The organism is Alicyclobacillus macrosporangiidus CPP55, from assembly GCF_000702485.1.
Lineage (GTDB): Bacteria > Bacillota > Bacilli > Alicyclobacillales > Alicyclobacillaceae > Alicyclobacillus_H > Alicyclobacillus_H macrosporangiidus_B.
This window is the reverse complement of record NZ_JNIL01000001.1, coordinates 3,723,729-3,739,414: the sequence shown is the minus strand read 5'-3', so window position 1 is coordinate 3,739,414 and position 15,686 is coordinate 3,723,729. Positions and strand designations below refer to the sequence as shown.

At 65.1% G+C, this 15,686-nt stretch carries 18 protein-coding genes; 7 read left to right on the top strand and 11 right to left on the bottom strand.

The features are described from left to right. Positions 1-179: 179 nt before the first annotated feature. Complete coding sequence (locus tag N687_RS0118430; RefSeq protein WP_051663450.1) at positions 180-806, top strand: SpoIID/LytB domain-containing protein; 627 nt, start codon at positions 180-182, stop codon at positions 804-806. Between the two features lie 18 nt (positions 807-824). Next, entirely contained in the window at positions 825-1,505 is a 681-nt protein-coding gene (locus tag N687_RS0118425) for a carboxypeptidase-like regulatory domain-containing protein (RefSeq protein WP_231493534.1), read from the top strand. Positions 1,506-1,640: 135 nt separating this feature from the next. On the opposite strand, the gene N687_RS0118420 is transcribed toward N687_RS0118425, so the two are convergent. The 4 genes from N687_RS0118420 to N687_RS0118405 all read right to left on the bottom strand — a co-directional run bounded on the left by N687_RS0118420 (position 1,641) and on the right by N687_RS0118405 (position 5,236). Next, positions 1,641-2,804: a pyridoxal phosphate-dependent aminotransferase gene (locus tag N687_RS0118420; protein ID WP_029423263.1), complete on the bottom strand. Its 1,164-nt coding sequence runs from the start codon at positions 2,802-2,804 to the stop codon at positions 1,641-1,643. 63 nt (positions 2,805-2,867) lie between these two features. Then, complete coding sequence (locus N687_RS0118415) at positions 2,868-3,128, bottom strand: hypothetical protein (RefSeq protein WP_029423262.1); 261 nt, start codon at positions 3,126-3,128, stop codon at positions 2,868-2,870. Between the two features lie 93 nt (positions 3,129-3,221). Further along, on the bottom strand, positions 3,222-4,400 hold the full coding sequence (locus N687_RS0118410) for an FtsW/RodA/SpoVE family cell cycle protein (RefSeq protein WP_029423261.1): 1,179 nt from the start codon (positions 4,398-4,400) through the stop codon (positions 3,222-3,224). Further along, positions 4,388-5,236 carry a glycerophosphodiester phosphodiesterase gene (locus N687_RS0118405; protein ID WP_231493533.1) on the bottom strand — a complete coding sequence of 283 codons (849 nt, stop codon included), beginning with the start codon at positions 5,234-5,236 and terminating at the stop codon, positions 4,388-4,390. Before N687_RS0118405 ends, N687_RS0118410 begins: the two co-directional genes overlap by 13 nt. Before the next feature lie 190 nt (positions 5,237-5,426). Between N687_RS0118405 and N687_RS0118400 the strand changes: the two genes are divergently transcribed. The 3 genes from N687_RS0118400 to N687_RS0118390 all read left to right on the top strand — a co-directional run bounded on the left by N687_RS0118400 (position 5,427) and on the right by N687_RS0118390 (position 8,335). Further along, a complete protein-coding gene (locus N687_RS0118400; protein ID WP_029423259.1) occupies positions 5,427-5,795 on the top strand; it encodes a hypothetical protein in 369 nt (122 codons plus the stop codon). 103 nt (positions 5,796-5,898) lie between these two features. Further along, complete coding sequence (locus N687_RS0118395; RefSeq protein WP_156040214.1) at positions 5,899-7,398, top strand: FtsW/RodA/SpoVE family cell cycle protein; 1,500 nt, start codon at positions 5,899-5,901, stop codon at positions 7,396-7,398. Position 7,399: 1 nt separating this feature from the next. Then, positions 7,400-8,335, top strand: a complete 936-nt coding sequence (locus N687_RS0118390) for an MBL fold metallo-hydrolase (RefSeq protein ID WP_029423257.1) — start codon at positions 7,400-7,402, stop codon at positions 8,333-8,335. Here N687_RS0118390 and thpR read toward each other — a convergent pair. The 3 genes from thpR to N687_RS0118375 are packed head-to-tail and all read right to left on the bottom strand — an operon-like array spanning position 8,332 to position 9,784. Further along, a complete protein-coding gene (gene thpR / locus N687_RS0118385) occupies positions 8,332-8,907 on the bottom strand; it encodes an RNA 2',3'-cyclic phosphodiesterase (protein WP_029423256.1) in 576 nt (191 codons plus the stop codon). The genes N687_RS0118390 and thpR overlap by 4 nt on opposite strands. A gap of 1 nt (position 8,908) precedes the next feature. Next, complete coding sequence (locus N687_RS0118380) at positions 8,909-9,259, bottom strand: Spx/MgsR family RNA polymerase-binding regulatory protein (protein ID WP_331280147.1); 351 nt, start codon at positions 9,257-9,259, stop codon at positions 8,909-8,911. 21 nt (positions 9,260-9,280) lie between these two features. Beyond that, positions 9,281-9,784: a GAF domain-containing protein gene (locus tag N687_RS0118375; protein ID WP_029423254.1), complete on the bottom strand. Its 504-nt coding sequence runs from the start codon at positions 9,782-9,784 to the stop codon at positions 9,281-9,283. Positions 9,785-9,913: 129 nt separating this feature from the next. Here N687_RS0118375 and N687_RS0118370 point away from each other — a divergent pair, with 129 nt between their 5' ends. Beyond that, positions 9,914-11,275 (top strand): MurT ligase domain-containing protein, encoded by a 1,362-nt coding sequence (locus N687_RS0118370; protein ID WP_231493639.1) that lies wholly within the window; start codon positions 9,914-9,916, stop codon positions 11,273-11,275. Then, positions 11,238-11,975: a type 1 glutamine amidotransferase gene (locus tag N687_RS0118365; RefSeq protein ID WP_231493532.1), complete on the top strand. Its 738-nt coding sequence runs from the start codon at positions 11,238-11,240 to the stop codon at positions 11,973-11,975. Before N687_RS0118370 ends, N687_RS0118365 begins: the two co-directional genes overlap by 38 nt. 34 nt (positions 11,976-12,009) lie before the next feature. On the opposite strand, the gene N687_RS0118360 is transcribed toward N687_RS0118365, so the two are convergent. Genes N687_RS0118360 through acs form a run of 4 tightly spaced genes read right to left on the bottom strand, consistent with a single transcriptional unit; the run spans position 12,010 to position 15,653 of the window. After that, positions 12,010-12,432: an acyl-CoA thioesterase gene (locus N687_RS0118360; RefSeq protein WP_029423251.1), complete on the bottom strand. Its 423-nt coding sequence runs from the start codon at positions 12,430-12,432 to the stop codon at positions 12,010-12,012. A gap of 20 nt (positions 12,433-12,452) precedes the next feature. Continuing rightward, the gene (locus N687_RS0118355) at positions 12,453-12,833 is read right to left on the bottom strand and encodes a hotdog fold thioesterase (RefSeq protein ID WP_029423588.1); all 381 of its coding nucleotides are present in this window, start codon (positions 12,831-12,833) and stop codon (positions 12,453-12,455) included. Then, positions 12,818-13,705 carry a hydroxypyruvate isomerase family protein gene (locus N687_RS0118350; protein WP_197029329.1) on the bottom strand — a complete coding sequence of 296 codons (888 nt, stop codon included), beginning with the start codon at positions 13,703-13,705 and terminating at the stop codon, positions 12,818-12,820. Before N687_RS0118350 ends, N687_RS0118355 begins: the two co-directional genes overlap by 16 nt. Beyond that, positions 13,698-15,653: an acetate--CoA ligase gene (gene acs / locus N687_RS0118345; RefSeq protein WP_029423249.1), complete on the bottom strand. Its 1,956-nt coding sequence runs from the start codon at positions 15,651-15,653 to the stop codon at positions 13,698-13,700. The genes N687_RS0118350 and acs overlap by 8 nt, the downstream gene beginning before the upstream one ends. Positions 15,654-15,686 lie beyond the last annotated feature (33 nt).

The window sequence follows — 15,686 nt, the reverse complement described above, 5'->3', positions numbered from 1 at the left end:
AGACCTCCCTTCGGTGGCGCAGACGCCGGAAGACCGGCGCAACACATCTTCATTATTTTAGCGTGATGCCTTTGGGATGTCACACCGAGACGCCCACTTCCTGCCCCCAGGGTGCATGACTTCCACGGAAGTGGGGAACGTACAGGACAGACAGAGATGCACAGGGTAGGGGGAAGCCGATGAACAAGTTCATCCTCGGCGGTCTGTCCGCGTTGGTGTGCTTGGGGTTCACCGTGCTCCACGCGCCCGAAGCGCGGGCAGAGCACACCATTTACAACACCCCGCTGCCATCCACCATCCGGGTGGCCATCCGGTCGGAGAACCCGAGCGGGGAATCGGATCCGCGGGGCCGCATCGTGTGGGTGCAGACCGTCCCGTTCGAGGAGTACTGCGAGGACGTCCTGCCCAACGAGTGGGTGCCCTCCTGGCACATTGAGGCGTTGAAGGCGGGTGCGATGGCGGTAAAGATGTTCGCCTGGTACCATCACCTGCACCCCGTGACGATCGACGGCTTCACATTCGACGTCGACAATACGGTCAACTTCCAGACTTTCCGCTACTGGTCCAGGCAGCCCGAGACCAATGCGGCGGTGCAGGCGGTGCGTAACGCGGCCTACGTCAAACAAAACGGGGAGATCATCGAATTGAACTACCGCGCAGGTTATCGCAACAGCCCAAACTGGCAATACCGCAACGCACAGAAGATGGCACAGTGGGGCAGTCAGTATTGGGCGGAGCGAGGCCGGAACTGGGTCCAGATCCTGCAGTTCTACTATATGGATCGAACGCTGCGATGGATTCGCTGAGGTAAAGGAGGAATGCGTGTGACCATCCGACACAGGTGGGTTCCTACCTTAATGCTGTGTGCCTGTATGACGGCGTGGACCACGTGGCCCGTCTCCACCGTGACGGCGCAACCCGTTCCGGGCCCAAGCTCTGGGCAGGTGCAACAGGCTCCGCCGGTCCCGGCCGTGCCAGAGAGCGACCCAGCCGCACCGGAGACCCAGCGGCCATCCATGCCCGCGCCGTTGCCACCGCCGACCCCTGGATCGGCGCAGACGCAGTTCAGCCCCTACGTCCCCTGGCCCACTTCGAAGCTGCGCGTACGGGTGATTGACGGCCGGACGCAGCAGCCGATCGAGGGGGCAGAGGTGGTCCTGATTGAAACCGAACAGCGGGCCACCACGGGGCCGGACGGCTACACCCAGTGGATGGACGCACCCATCATCCGCAATCCCCGCTACCGGCCGATGGTGGCGGAGTTGCATGGGCAGCTGGGGGTCATCGCGTATAAAAACGGCTACCGGGACTCCATTCACCTCGGCATCCGGATGCACGAGGGAATTCCCAGCGAGACGACGGTGTGGATGTACAAGCTGGGACCGGGAGATACGCGCGTGGAACCGGTGCTGTACCAGGTGCCATACCATCACGTGTGGCTGGTGGAGTTGGCGGACAAGTTCCGCAGCAAGACGCAACCCGGTGAGGGGCCGGAACGCCCGTGACGCGATGCCCGGCCCGCGCCGAAGGCCGGCTGAGCCCAGCCGGCCACGATCTTCGTGAAGCGCATCATGGGGATGGAGGGCCGAGGCGGCGCTCACCTCACGGACAGGACCGGGCTGACCACAGGGCCGCGCTCATCACAGGGCCGCGGCGATTCGCCGCGCCGCCTCCCGGAGTCTCACCTCCTCATCCAGCAGCCCAATCCGAACAAACCCTTCCCCGTGGACGCCAAAGCCGATGCCCGGGGCGACCATGACGTCGGCGTGATCGAGCAGATGATCGGCGAACTCGGCCGAGGTGTACCCTCGTGGTACAGGCATCCACACGAAAAACGACCCCTTCGGCGCAGGCACCTGTACGCCGTGCCTCGCCAGTTCGCCGATAAACGCGTCCCGCCGGGACTGATATGTCTCCACCAACGCCCGTACGCACGCCTGCGAACCCGTCAGCGCGGCGACCCCCGCCAGCTGGACCGCGGCGAATACAGACACGTAGTAGTGATCCTGCATCAGGTTGATGGCCGATACGACATCCGGATTGCCGACGGCGAAGGCGAGGCGCCAGCCCGCCATGTTGTAGGTCTTGCTCATGGTGTAGATTTCGACGCCCACCTGTTTGGCACCCGGTGTGGCGAGGAAGGAAGGCGGACGGAAGCCGTCGTATCCGATGGCCCCGTAGGCGAAATCGTGCACCACGATGACGCCCCGCTCCTCGGCGAGCGCAACCGCTTCGGCGAAAAAGGAAGCCGGCGCGACGGCGCCCGTCGGGTTGTTGGGATAATTGAGGAACCACAGTTTCGTCCGCCGCCACGCCGCGTCCGAGATGGTGCTGAGGTCCGGCAGGTATCCGGTTTCGGCGGTGATGGGATATGGAATGGCCTCTCCGCCCGCCAACGCGATGCCGGAGAGGTAATCCGGGTACCCGGGGTCGGGCACGAGCGCGGCATCGCCTGGATTGAGGTAGATTTCGCTCAGCTCCACGAGCCCGGTCTTGCCCCCGACGAGGATGGCGACCTCCCGCTCGGGATCCACCTTTACCCCGTACTCCCGTTCGTAGAATTGGGCCACCGCGCGCTTCAGTGTGGGCAGCCCCGAAAACGGCGGGTACCGATGGGTTTTGGGATCGCGCGCCGCGTCGCGCAACGCCTCGACCACATGGGCCGGAGTCGGCAGATCCGGGTTGCCTTGCCCGAGATTGATGACGTCCCGCCCCGCCCGTATCCGTTCGTTGACCCGCGCCACCAGATTGGCAAAAAACTGTTTTGGCAATCGTTCCATTCGGTCGGCCATCGGTACGCGCATGAAACTCGAACCCCCTCCCTGCTGCTGTCCCATTCTCTCATGCCAGAGAGGGACATGCAATCCTCAGGAGTCCTCGTTGCACACGAGCCAGGAAGCCCCCGTGTCGTCCCCCGCGTACGCGTGAAAACGCGCACTGGCGTCCGGCCAAGCCTCCAAGGCCGCCATGGCTTCCTCTTTCGATCCGTAGACCGGCGCAAACGTGTACCCGGCGGGGTGCCGGGCGCAATTCTCAATCACGATCTGCCACGCGTGATCGCCCACTTGGTGCACGGCGTACGGCAAACCGCCAATCTCGCGTACGGGCACGCCGCGGACGTGAAGCATGCGGATCCCTCCCCCTGCGACCAGCCAAAAGTGGATTTGGGATCAGCGTGCCCACTCGCAGGCCGGCCATGCGCCGCCCTCCCCGCGGCAACCTCAGTCGAACCGAAGCTTCCTGCGGCGCAAGGACACGCTCAGCGCGAGCCCGACCATCACGTAGTTTGCCACGACGGAACTGCCGCCGTAGCTGATGAACGGCAACGTGATGCCGGTCGACGGGCTGAGGTACATGTCCATCCCGATGTTCTCAAACACCTGGAAGGCGAACATGCCGACCATGCCCATCACCAGGTAGGTACCGAACGTATCCTGTGCCGTCCGGGCGATGCGCACCAACCGGTGCAGGAAGACGAGGAACAGGAAGATGAGCAGACTCGAGCCCACGAAACCGAACTCTTCGGCGATGGCCGTGAAGATGTAGTCGTTCCACTGGTTCGGTACCCAGCCGCCGCGCGTCTCGATGCCGTTGAACAGGCCCTCGCCGAAGATCTGACCGGATCCGACGGCGATCTGCGCCTGGCGGACATTATAGCCGGTGTTCAGCGGATCGTACTGCGGATCCAGCCAGGTGACGATGCGGTCCGCTTGGAACGGTTTGAGCAGATGGTGCTTGACCAGGACCCCATTCACGAACTGCTGCGCCTTGTCCGGAAACTGGGTGGCGACCACCACCAGTCCTGCGACGACCACGACGATGGAGCCGATGATCAAGACGAAGTGCGACCGTCGGGCGAAGACCGTGTACATCGTCCCGGCGATGGCGAACATCACCAGGGCTTGTCCCAGGGCCGGCTCCTTCAGCGTCAGCACGAACGGAATGGCAAACAGGACGAACACCTGCCAGGTGTTGCGCAGGCCGTAGTCGGGAAACTCCTGTTCGTCCACGTTCGCCATATGGCCCGCGATGGCGATGATCATCGTGAGCTTGGCGAACTCGGAGGGCTGCAGGCTGACCGGTCCGAAGTCCAGCCAGGCGTGAGCCCCCTGAATGGCGGGCCGGGCAAACACGGCGAGCAACAGGAAGATGGAGATCCCGTATAACCACCATCGCCACTTGCGAAGGGACCGGTAATCATACGCGACCACGAACCACATGACCACAAAGCCCACGGTCTGCCAAAGGATCTGCTTTGCCACCGGATGACTCGGCATGTTGGATGCCGATTTGCCGTAGGTCGCCGCCAGCACAGCGAGGCACCCGAAGGCGCCGAGTGCCACCAGCGTCCCGATCAACGTGAAATCCAATTCCTTTAGATTTCGCTTCAGGATATCCACTTCGTCCTCCCGCCTTCCCGGGGTTGGCGCGCCGCCCACCGAGCGCGAACCGCCACCCCCTGGCCCGGATCATCCGTGACAATGCCATCGACGCCCAGATCGAAAAGCCGTTCCATATCAGCCGGATCGTTGACCGTCCACACGTGCACCGCCAATCCGGCCCGATGCGCCCGTTCCAACCACCGCTCCGTCAACCAGGGAATGCCACGCACCCTGGGAGGCACCTGCAAGGCTTTGTACTTCACCCGTCCCAGCCCGACGCCGGCGTGCAGGCGCGCCAAAGCGGCCATGGCCTCGCACGGGGACGCACCGGTGGCGAGCTGCGGGTAGATCCTGCGAAGCCGGTTCAGCACCTTATGGTGAAATGACGCCGCGAACACTCGCCGTTCGGCCCGGCACTCGACCACTTCACGCACGAATTGTGCGAGAGATGGGGGATCTTTCGGCTTGATGTCGATATTGAATCGCGCCTCGGGAAAGCGCGTCAGCAGTTCACGCAGCGTGAGCATGCGGATGCCTCGGCCGCGATAGGGAAACGTCCGCCCGTCCAGGGTGAATCGGTAGCCGAAGTCAAGCCGTCTCAGTTCCGACCAGGACATGTCTCGAACCCGCCCGTGGCCGTCGCTCACACGGTCGACCACCTCATCGTGAATGACGACAATCACCCCGTCGCGCGTCCAGTGCACATCCGCCTCCAGGGCGTCCGCGCCGCGCAAAATGGCCGATTCGAAAGCGGGCAGGGTATTCTCCGGTGCGTGCACCGGGTCCCCCCGATGCGCCATGATCAACGGACGCTGCAACTCATCAAACGGATAGGGCTGTCCGGCCTTTCTCACGCCGTCTCCACCACCCAAGCCAATCTACCCCATTATATCCCGCAGCCTTCGCGGTGTGCACTGGACAAAGTGGGCAGGCGCCCGGGCGCCGATGGCCGGATACCCATAGAGTGAAGAGGCGATCGCGCGGCGAGAGCGGAGACTCCGACGGGCCCCCGCCGTCACCGCGCCTTGCGGAAGGAGGACTCTCATGTCCGACAGGTCGAAACGGCTGCGCCGCTATGTCGGCCGATGCGTCCAGTGCCACACCCACTTTGGAACCTTTCACGGCGTGGTGGTGCACTGTACATCTCATCACCTGATCCTCGCCCCCATCCCGGCCGCGGCCCCGGCCCCGCACCCGGCTTGGCCGGCATCTGCCGTCACCGCCGGGACGCCAAGCGCCGCGTATGCGCTGCCGCGGGGATGGTTCACCCCGGGACCCGGTGCGCCGGGGGGCCCAGGTCCCGGCGGCCCTCCGCCCGGTGGAGGCCCGCCATGGGGAGGCGGCGGCTGGAATCTGGCAATTCCGCTCGCCGCCATCCTCGGCATCACCGCCATCGGCATGCACTGGTGGTGACACGCGCGCGTCACCGGCCCGAAAATCTCAGTTTCTGCAGGGAACGCGCCTTTGCGCGTCGAAAAATGCACCCTTGTGGATCCTGGACGGGAAGGTGACGCGCATGCAGGTCAAACCACACTCGATGGACTATCCCCTGTTTTTCACCGTGCTGATCCTCGTCGCGGCCGGTGTCCTGACCGTGTTCTCGGCCAGCTCCGCGAAAGCCCTGCATGACCATCTGCCCGCCTCGTACTACGCCACGCGACAATTGGTGGCCGCCATCGTCGGTGTGGTCCTTCTCGCTGGCGTGGCCCGCATCCCATACACATTCTGGTACCGCCGTGCACCGCTCCTGGTGGTGGCCGGATACCTCTTGCTGTGCCTGGTGTTCGTCCCGCACATCGGCATGAACGAAGGCGGCGGCTGGCGTTGGATCGGCCGCGGCGGGCTCCACATGCAGCCCTCCGAGCTCGCCATCATCTTTAATGTGATCTATCTCGCGTTTTTCTTCACCAAGAAAGCGGTCTTCGCACACGACTTCAAAAAGGGCTATCTGCCCGCCATGATCGTCACCGGCCTGACCTTCCTGCTCATCCTCCTCGAGCCAGACATGGGGACCGCGATGACCCTGGCGTTCAGCAGTGTCGTCGTGCTGTTCGCATCCGGAGTGGCCTTGCGCCCCTTGCTCGGCGTCGTCGGTGGGCTGGGGGTGGCCGGCGTCCTTCTCGCCTTCGTGGAATCCTACCGTTCCGCCCGTGTCGCCGCCTGGTTACATCCCTTCCAGTACGCCGACAGCATCGGCCTGCAGTTGGTACAGGGACTGACCGCCCTCTCGGCGGGAGGGTGGTTTGGCCGCGGATTCGACATGAGCATGGAAAAGCTCGGCTATCTCCCGGCGCCGTACACCGATTTCGTGTTCCCCGTGTTCGTCGAGGAATGGGGCCTGGTGGGCGCCATCGCCATGCTGTGCGCGTTTTGCTTCGTCATCTGGCGAGGGTTCGTGACGGCCCGTTTCGCCAAGGACCGTTTTGGCGCACTGCTCGCCGTCGGGATCACTGGCATGCTCGCCATCAAGACGTTCGTCAACCTGGGAGCGGTGACCGGCCTCCTTCCGGTGACCGGAATTCCGCTTCCCTTCATCAGCTACGGCGGCACCTCGCTGGTCATGAACCTGTTCGCCGTCGGATTGCTGCTGAGCGTCTCCAGGTATACATTGGAGGAAGAGCCCGAGGTCGATCCGTTGGCGGACGTGATTCCGGTGGAGGAAGCGCAAGCCCGCCGGACCGCCCGCAGCCCAGCGGACATCGGCGCCTCAGAGGGCGATCACGCCGGCACACCGCAACACCGCCGCCCGGCGGAGGTCCACCCCCTCTCCTCCGCCCGCCGCGCGAAGGCGGGGTCTCCATCGCGCGCCGGCGATCCGCCCACCTGGCGCACCAGGCGCGCGTCGGCCGCCGCGCAAGAGGCCCCGAGCCGTCCGCCGGCGCGCGGCCCCGTCCCTCCCGAGCGCACGTGGGCAGCACGCCACAATCAGGACCCGCCTCATCCCCCAGCGCCGCGCGGGGGACCCGGCGGACGCGGCAAAACCAGATGGCGGGACCGATTCAGAAAGGAGCGCTGACATGAAGCCAATCGAGATGGGCCATGATGTGTGGATGATTGACCTGATGGAGCAGGACCGGCCGTGCCGGTCGGGGGCCTACGTGATCCTGGACGAGCAGCCGACGCTGATTGAAACCGGGTCCGCCAAGTCACACGAACTCCTGATCGACGGCTTGCGCCAACTCGGCCTCTCCCCCGCAGATCTGGCCTACGTCATTGTCACGCACGTCCACCTCGACCACGCGGGCGGCGCCGGCCACATGATGCAGGCGGCATCGAACGCCCAGTTGGTGGTGCATCCGCGGGGGGCGCGCCACATGATCGACCCCTCCCGCCTGTGGGAAGGCGCGCGCGCCGTGTACGGGAGCAAGCTCGAGGCGTATTTCGGATCCATTCTCCCGGTGCCTGAAGCGCGCGTCCTCGTCCGCCAGCATGAAGAGACCCTGTCCATCGGGAGGCGTACCCTGACCTTCTACGACTCGCCGGGTCACGCCAAGCATCACTTCACCGTCTTGGACCCGGTCTCCGACGCATTGTATGCGGGAGACGCCCTCGGCATCCGCTACCGGACCTGCTTCACTGGCTGGGACTTCGAGTGGGTGTTGCCCTCCACGTCACCGGTCGACTTCGATCCCGCTGCCGTCCACCGCACCGCCGCCATGCTTGAGAAACTCCCGTTCCAGTGGGTGTACCACACCCATTTCGGCAAATCTCCGAAGGAGGAGGCCATCCGCGGCACCGTGCGCGGTGCGGACGCGTTCGCCGAGCTCATCGCTCAAGTGTACCAACCCGGCATCGATCCGGAGACGGTGATGAACGCCCTGCGCGCCTGGATCCGGGACGACCTCATCCGACAGGGATACCGGCCGGGTGACGACATCGAGGTGCTCGACATCGACGTCGTCCTCGACTCCCTCGGTCTGATTCACTACGAACAACGCCGGCGCCAGGCCTAACGTCCGCGGAACGGAAAGCGCATCCGCACCGGATACACCAACCGGCCCCCCGCCCGCACGGACTCGAACAAGCAAAGCGCCTCGACCGGCCAAGCCAGGCCAGCCGTGGCGCGTTCGGCCAAGGCGCGGGCGCGGGACTCGAGCGCCGTCCAGCTGTCGACGTCCAGTTGGCGGGCGAGGGTCAGGTGCGCCCGGTACGGGCGCTCCTCCAACCGCGCCCACGGCCGCGGTGCCGCCTGCTCACGCAGGGCCCGGTGCACAGTCTCCAGCCCCGCCAGGCCGGCGTCCTCGCGGACACCGGCCCACAAAATGCGTTTTCGCAGGAAGGTGCCTGCGCCGTCCAGCGTGATCGTCCAGGGTGCCACATGCGACGCCGCGGTCTGGCCGATGGCCTCGAGTTCCGGCAGGACGGCGTCGTCCACCTGGCCGAGGAACAGGCTCGTAATGTGATACAGTGCGGGTGGCGACCAGTTTCCCGCGCGGACGCCGAGCGTGCGCAGATCCCGGCACAGTTCCGCCAGCCGCTGCCGGGCCGAATCCGCCACCTCGACGCCGAAGAAAAGGCGCGGCACCTCAACGCCCCCCTGCGGCCGCTTCGTACGCCGCCCGGTCAAATCCGACGACGACGCGGTCACCATCGACGAGAATGGGCCGCTTGATGAGCTTCCCATCCTTGGACAACAGGTGAAGCCACTCCTCGTCCGACAAGGCTTTGTCCTTCAGGCCGAGTTCCCGGTAGCGCGTGCCTTGGCGGTTGATGAAGGCCCCGATCCCCTGTCCCGACGCCTGCACCCAGCGGCGCAGCTGCTCGACGCTCGGGGGCTCCTCAACCAGATCGTGAAACGGGACCTCCACCCCGCGCTCCTGCAAAAACCGGTATGCGTTGCGGCACGTGGAACACCGCCGATACCCGTAAAATTCCATTCCCATCCCCTCCTCTGCCGCCTACCGCTCCGGGAAATCGGTGCTAGCGACGATGGCGGCGACGACCTTCCCCAGGCCTTCCGCGTCCGTGTCCCGAAAGCGGGCCGGCGTCGGGCTGTCGACATCGAGCACCCCGACCAGACGCCCCTGTTGCACCATGGGCACCACGACCTCGGAGCGGGAGGCCGTGTCGCATGCGATATGACCTGGGAACTGCAGGACATCCGGCACCACCACCGGGGCGCGCAGCTGGGCGGCAGTCCCGCACACCCCCTTGCCCATTGGAATGCGGATGCAGGCTGGCTTGCCTTGAAAGGGACCGAGAACCAACTCCTGGTCCCGCTCCGACCACAGATAAAACCCGACCCAGTTGATATTCGTCAGCTGCAGATTGAGCAAGGCGGACACGTTCGCCAGATTGGCGATGACGTCCCGCTCGCCGTCCGTCAGATGCTCGACCTGTTTGGCCAACGTCTCGTAGAAGTCCTCTGGCGTATCCGCTTCGATGGCGGCAAACGTGTGCATAAGTTCCCTCCTCCTGTGTCCGGCGCACGACCCATGGGCCGTCCCCTGGTGGACACGCATTTATAGTATAATCCATATGGTGTTTTCGACACGCAGCGCGGACTCAGGAGGGATGGCGGGTTGTTCGGTGTGTGGATTGGAAAATGCACGGCGTTCTTGCTGCGCTTGGCCGGACGGCGTGCCACCAGCCTGCCGGGCCAGGTGGCGCTCCGCTTCTCCCCGCGGCTTCTCGCCAAGCTCGGGCAGCAGCTGGAGTGGTGCATCGTCGTCACCGGCACCAACGGCAAGACCACCACGGCGAATCTGCTCGCCGCCATCCTGCGTACGGAAGGTCCGATTGTGCACAACGCCGAGGGGGCGAACATGACCCAGGGCATCGTCACGGCCCTGTTGCAGCACACCGACTGGCTCGGGCGGCTGCGCGTCCGCACAGCCCTGTTTGAGATCGACGAGGCCACCCTGCCTCAGGTGGCTCCACACCTGCCCGTAAGGGTCGCCGTGGTGACCAATGTCTTTCGCGATCAACTCGACCGCTACGGCGAGGTGGACGGCACCCTCGCCAAACTCGTCTCGGGACTCAAGAAGACCGAGGCCATGCTGGTGCTCAATGCGGACGATCCGCTCGCGCATCACATCGGCGTCACCAGCGGCCGGCGGTGCGCCTACTACGGCCTCGCGCGCGATCACGCGGGTGAACCGCAACGCCGCCAGATGCGCGATGGCGCCTTCTGCCTGTCGTGCGGCGAACCTCTGCACTACGACGGCTACTTCTACGGCCAACTGGGGCTGTACAAGTGCTTGGCCTGCGATTTCATGCGGCCCATGCCCGATTTTCTCGGACGGATTGAACATGACACCATCGAGATTCAACAGAACCAGCTGCCGCGGGTGCGATTCCAACTGCCGACGCGGGGCTTGTACAACGTCTACAACGTCCTGGCGGCCATCAGCGCCGCCCGCGTGTGCGGCTTCAACGCAGACCAGATTGCGAAAGGCCTTGCGGCCTACCGGTCGCCCGTGGGCCGTATGCAGGTCTTTCGGACCAGCCCCGTCAGCGTGCTCAACCTGATCAAAAACCCCGCCGGGTGCGACAGCGTCCTGCAGGCCGTGGGTGCAGAGCCGGGCGACAAAGTGCTGTGGATCGCCATCAACGACCAGGCGGCCGACGGCAGAGACGTGTCCTGGCTGTGGGATGCGGATTTCGAACAACTGGCCGAAGACCGGCGTATTCAATTCATCGTCACCAGCGGCATGCGTGCGGAGGACATGGCCCTGCGCCTGAAGTACGCGGGGGTACCGGTGGACCGGCTGCGGGCGGTACCCGACCTGGATGCCGGCCTGAGTGAAGCCTTCACCGTCAGCCGTCAGCTGGGCGGCCTGCCTCTGTATTGCCTGGCCACGTACACGGCTCTCTATCCCACCGCACAATGGCTCGAGAGGAGCGTGTCGCCTGTTGTCCCGCTCTCTGCGCATCGCCCATCTGTATCCTGAGCTGCTGAACCTGTACGCCGACCGAGGCAACATCCTGACTCTGTGCCGCCGCTGCGAATGGCGAGGCATCCCGGTCGAAGTCGAGGAGGTCACCGCGGGCGACCCGCTTCAGTTGGCCCGGTACCACCTGGTCCTCCTCGGAGGCGGTTCTGACCGCGAGCAGGAAATCGTCGCGCGGACCCTGGTCGCGGAGCGCACCGAGTGGGCCGACGCCGTCGCGGCCGGACTGCCCGTGCTCGCCGTCTGCGGCGGTTACCAGTTGCTCGGGGAGTATTACGAATTGCCTGGGGGAGATAAGGTGCCGGGCCTGGCGGTGCTCGATCTGCAAACCGTCGCGGGGGAACCGCGGCTGATCGGCAACATCGCCATCGAGTCCCCGGTGTGCGGTACGATTGTGGGGTTTGAGAACCACGGGGGCCGCACTCGCCATCGGCATGAGCCGCTCGGCCGCGTGTTGGCCGGACATGGCAACAACGGCGAGGACGGCCAGGAAGGTGTGCGCTATCTCAACGTATTCGGCACCTACATCCATGGGCCCCTGCTGCCGAAGAACCCACGTCTGGCGGACTGGATCCTGCAGACGGCGTTGGACTACGCCGGCATTCCGGCGGATCTGGCGCCCTTGCCGGACGAGCTGGAGCGGGCGGCGCACGAGGCGTTTCTCGCCCGCCGCATCACGCCCGAACCCGCCCGCGCCTGACCCCCGGGCACGCAACACCCGCCAGCCCATCCCATCACGCCCGCAGTTCCGGGGCCCCCGGCGGCCCCTCTTGATGCCGCTCCAGCTCCGCCCGGACCTCCGGCCACAGGGGCTTCGGTTGGCCGGCCTCATAGTCAAAGGCCAACATCGCCGCCTGTCCTCGAGCCACCCAGGCGCCGTCCGCGTTCTGCAAGGCGTGCTCGACTGTGAAACTGGTGCGCCCAATCCGGCCGATCCAGGTGTACACCGTCAACGTCTCCGCGAATTTGACCTGCCGCAGAAAGTCGCACCGTGCGGAGGCGACAATCAAGTTCCAGCGCGCCAGGTCGAGGCTCGGATTGAAGATGCGAAAGATATCGACCCGGGCATCCTCCATGTAAGTGAAATACATCCCGTTGTTGACGTGCCCCAGCCCGTCGCACTCGCTGAAGCGCACCGTCAAAGACTTCACAAACACGCCAGCACCTCCCAGTCTGGTCAGGCTCGCCGCTCCACAACCCCGACCGTGCACCGGGACACGCAGACGAGGCGCCCTTCTTCGTCGCAGATGCGGATGTCCCACACCATGGTGGTCCGGCCCTTGTGCAGTGGCGTTGCGGTGGCCGTGACGAACCCGTCCTTCTTAGAACGCACGTGATTGGCGTTGATCTCGATGCCCACCGCCGCCTGTCGTTCCTGATCGATGTTCAACCACGTGCCGAGGCTGGCCGCAGTCTCGGCCAAGGCCACCGAAGCACCACCGTGCAACAGCCCGAAAGGCTGATGCGTGGGCCCTGCCACAGGCATTCTCATGACCACGCGGTCCTTGTTCAATTCTACCGTCTCGATGCCCAACGCCTCCATCAGCGTTTCAGCCATGTCCGCATCTCCTCCTGATCCATCCAGGCGAACGAGTCCTCTGTCCGCCCGGACGGGATGTACTCCAACCCCACGCATCCCTTGTAGCCGGATTGGGCCACCGCCGCCAAGACGTTACGATAGTGGATCTCCCCTGTCCCAGGTTCGTGCCGGCCCGGATTGTCGGCAATTTGAACGTGACCCACCAGGTCCCGCACGGCTTGGTAGGTGGCAATGAGCTCCCCTTGGCTGCGCTGGACATGGTAGAAGTCGAACTGCAGCCGCACGTTGTCCCGGCCGACCTCCCGCAGGAGATCCACCGCCCGTGAGACGTCCGGCAGGGCAAACCCCGGCATGTCCCGCTTGTTGCACGCCTCAACCATCACCGTCCGCCCGTATCTGCCAAACCGCTCCGCGGCGTACCGGATATTCTCCACCAGGACCGGCCACACGTCCCCCAGGGATCTCCCGTCCGGCACTCGTCCGGCCATACAGTGGATCCGCGGGCAACCGAGCGCTTCCGCATACTCGATGGCCGTCTCGACGCTCTCGCGAAACGCCTCCCTCCGTCCGGGATCACAGGCGAGCCCCCGGTCGCCCGCCGCCCAGTCGCCCGCAGGCAGGTTGAACAGGACGACCTCCACGCCCGCCTCCCTCACGGCTTGGCGCAGCTCATCCGGCCGATGCGCGTACGGAAATTGAAATTCCACCGCGCCGAAACCGGCCGCGCGCGCCCGCCCGAACCGTTCGAGAAACGGCGCCTCCTGAAACAGCATCGACAGATTGGGCGCCGCCCGCACCTGTCCCGCCTCCTTTCGGAAATTGCCCCGTTTACGACGATAGCAGCCACCCGCCCAGCGGGTGGCTGCCAGCTTGCGGTGACCGTCAATCACTCTCTTTATACAACTTCTTCAGGTCTTCGATCACGCTGGGATCCGCCAGCGTGGTCGTGTCGCCGACGACTCGCCCCTCGGCGATGTCCCGCAACAGGCGGCGCATGATCTTGGCGCTGCGCGTCTTCGGGAGCTCCGCGGTGAAGATGATCTCCTCCGGCCGGGCCAAGGCGCCTATCTTGTCCACCACGTGCTGCTTGAGATCCTGGACCAGCGCCTCGTCGGCTTTCACGCCCTCCTTGACGGTGACGAATGCCGTGATGGCCTGCCCCTTGACCTCGTGCGACCGGCCGATGACCGCCGCCTCCGCCACAGCCGGGTGATCGACCAAGGCGCTCTCCACCTCCATCGTGCCGATCCGGTGGCCGGACACATTGATGACGTCGTCAATGCGGCCGAGCACCCAGAAGTACCCGTCCTCGTCGACGCGCGCACCGTCGCCCGCCAGGTACACCCCCGGAAACTTCCCGAAATACGAGCGGCGGAACCGTTCATCGTCGCCCCAAATGGTGCGCATCATCGACGGCCACGGCTTGGTGATGACGAGGTATCCGCCGTGGCCCGGTTCGACGGGATTCCCGTCCTCGTCGACCACGGCCGCGGAGATGCCGGGCACCGGACGCGTCGCCGAGCCCGGCTTGGTCGCCACCAGCCCTGGCAGCGGCGCGATCATGGCGCAGCCCGTCTCCGTCTGCCACCAGGTGTCGACAATCGGCGCGCGTCCCCTGCCGATGTTCTCGTGATACCACATCCACGCCTCCGGATTGATGGGCTCCCCCACGGACCCCATCAGGCGGATGGAGGACAGGTCGTACTGCGCGGGGATCTGCGGCCCCCACTTCATGAAGGTGCGGATGGACGTCGGCGCGGTGTAGAAGATGGTCACCCCGTACTTCTCGACGATCTCCCAGAACCGGCCGCGGTGCGGCCAGTCGGGTGCGCCTTCGTACATGACGACGGTGGCTCCGGCCGTCAGCGGCCCGTACACGATATAGGTGTGGCCGGTCACCCAGCCGATGTCGGCCGTGCAGAAGAACACGTCCGTGTCCTTCAGGTCGAAGACGCTGCGCAGCGACGTATTGGCCCCGACCAGGTATCCGCCGGTGCTGTGCACGATGCCCTTCGGTTTGCCGGTGGTGCCAGAGGTGTAGAGCAAGAACAGCACGTCCTCCGCGTCCATCGGTTCGGCCGGGTATGGCGTCTTCGGCATCTGGGCGGCCAGTTCATCCCAGTAGACGTCGCGGTCGGGCGTCATCTTCGCGCCGGACGCTTCACCGACCCGCCGGACCACCAGCACCTTCTCCACAGATGTCCCGGAGACAGCCTCGTCCGCGTTGGCCTTGAGCGGGATGTGGCCGCCGCGCCGCCAACCGGCGTCCGCGGTGATCAGCACGCGCGCATCGGCGTCCAGAATCCGCTCGCGCAGGGACTTGGCTGAAAACCCGCCGAACACCACGGAGTGAATGGCCCCGATCTTGGCACACGCCAGAACGGAGATGGCCAGCTCCGGGATCATCGGCAAATAGATGGTCACCCGATCGCCTTTGCGAACCCCCAGGTGATGCAGCATGTGGGCCGCGCGATCGACCTCGCGTCCCAGCATGTCATACGTGTACACGCGGCTGTCGCCGGGCTCCCCTTCCCACAGGATGGCGGCCTTGTTCTTGCGCGGCCCCTCCCGATGCCGGTCGACCGCGTTGTATGCAGCGTTCAGCTTGCCCCCGATGAACCACTTCGCGTGCGGCGGGTCCCACTCCAGCACCTTCGTGAACGGTTCGAACCAGGTCAGATGCTGGGCCTGTTCCGCCCAATACGTTTCCGGATCGGCCGCCGCGCGTTCATAGATGGACGGGTCGTTGAAATTGGCCTGCGCCCGAAACGCTTCCGAAGGCGGAAACACTCGGGATTCGCTCAACAGCGCGTCGAGCTTATTCGATTCCGCGGACACGGCGCACTCTCCTCTCTTCCTCCGTCTCCCCAC

Coding starts and splice junctions, on each gene's coding strand:
- N687_RS0118415 (WP_029423262.1), bottom strand. CDS start 3,128: ATGCTTCACGTCCGCGGCGTGCCCGTACGCGAGATTGGCGGTTTGCCG.
- N687_RS0118400 (WP_029423259.1), top strand. CDS start 5,427: ATGTCCGACAGGTCGAAACGGCTGCGCCGCTATGTCGGCCGATGCGTC.
- N687_RS0118390 (WP_029423257.1), top strand. CDS start 7,400: ATGAAGCCAATCGAGATGGGCCATGATGTGTGGATGATTGACCTGATG.
- N687_RS0118375 (WP_029423254.1), bottom strand. CDS start 9,784: ATGCACACGTTTGCCGCCATCGAAGCGGATACGCCAGAGGACTTCTAC.
- N687_RS0118430 (WP_051663450.1), top strand. CDS start 180: ATGAACAAGTTCATCCTCGGCGGTCTGTCCGCGTTGGTGTGCTTGGGG.
- N687_RS0118420 (WP_029423263.1), bottom strand. CDS start 2,804: ATGCGCGTACCGATGGCCGACCGAATGGAACGATTGCCAAAACAGTTT.
- N687_RS0118380 (WP_331280147.1), bottom strand. CDS start 9,259: ATGGAATTTTACGGGTATCGGCGGTGTTCCACGTGCCGCAACGCATAC.
- N687_RS0118355 (WP_029423588.1), bottom strand. CDS start 12,833: ATGGCTGAAACGCTGATGGAGGCGTTGGGCATCGAGACGGTAGAATTG.
- N687_RS0118395 (WP_156040214.1), top strand. CDS start 5,899: ATGCAGGTCAAACCACACTCGATGGACTATCCCCTGTTTTTCACCGTG.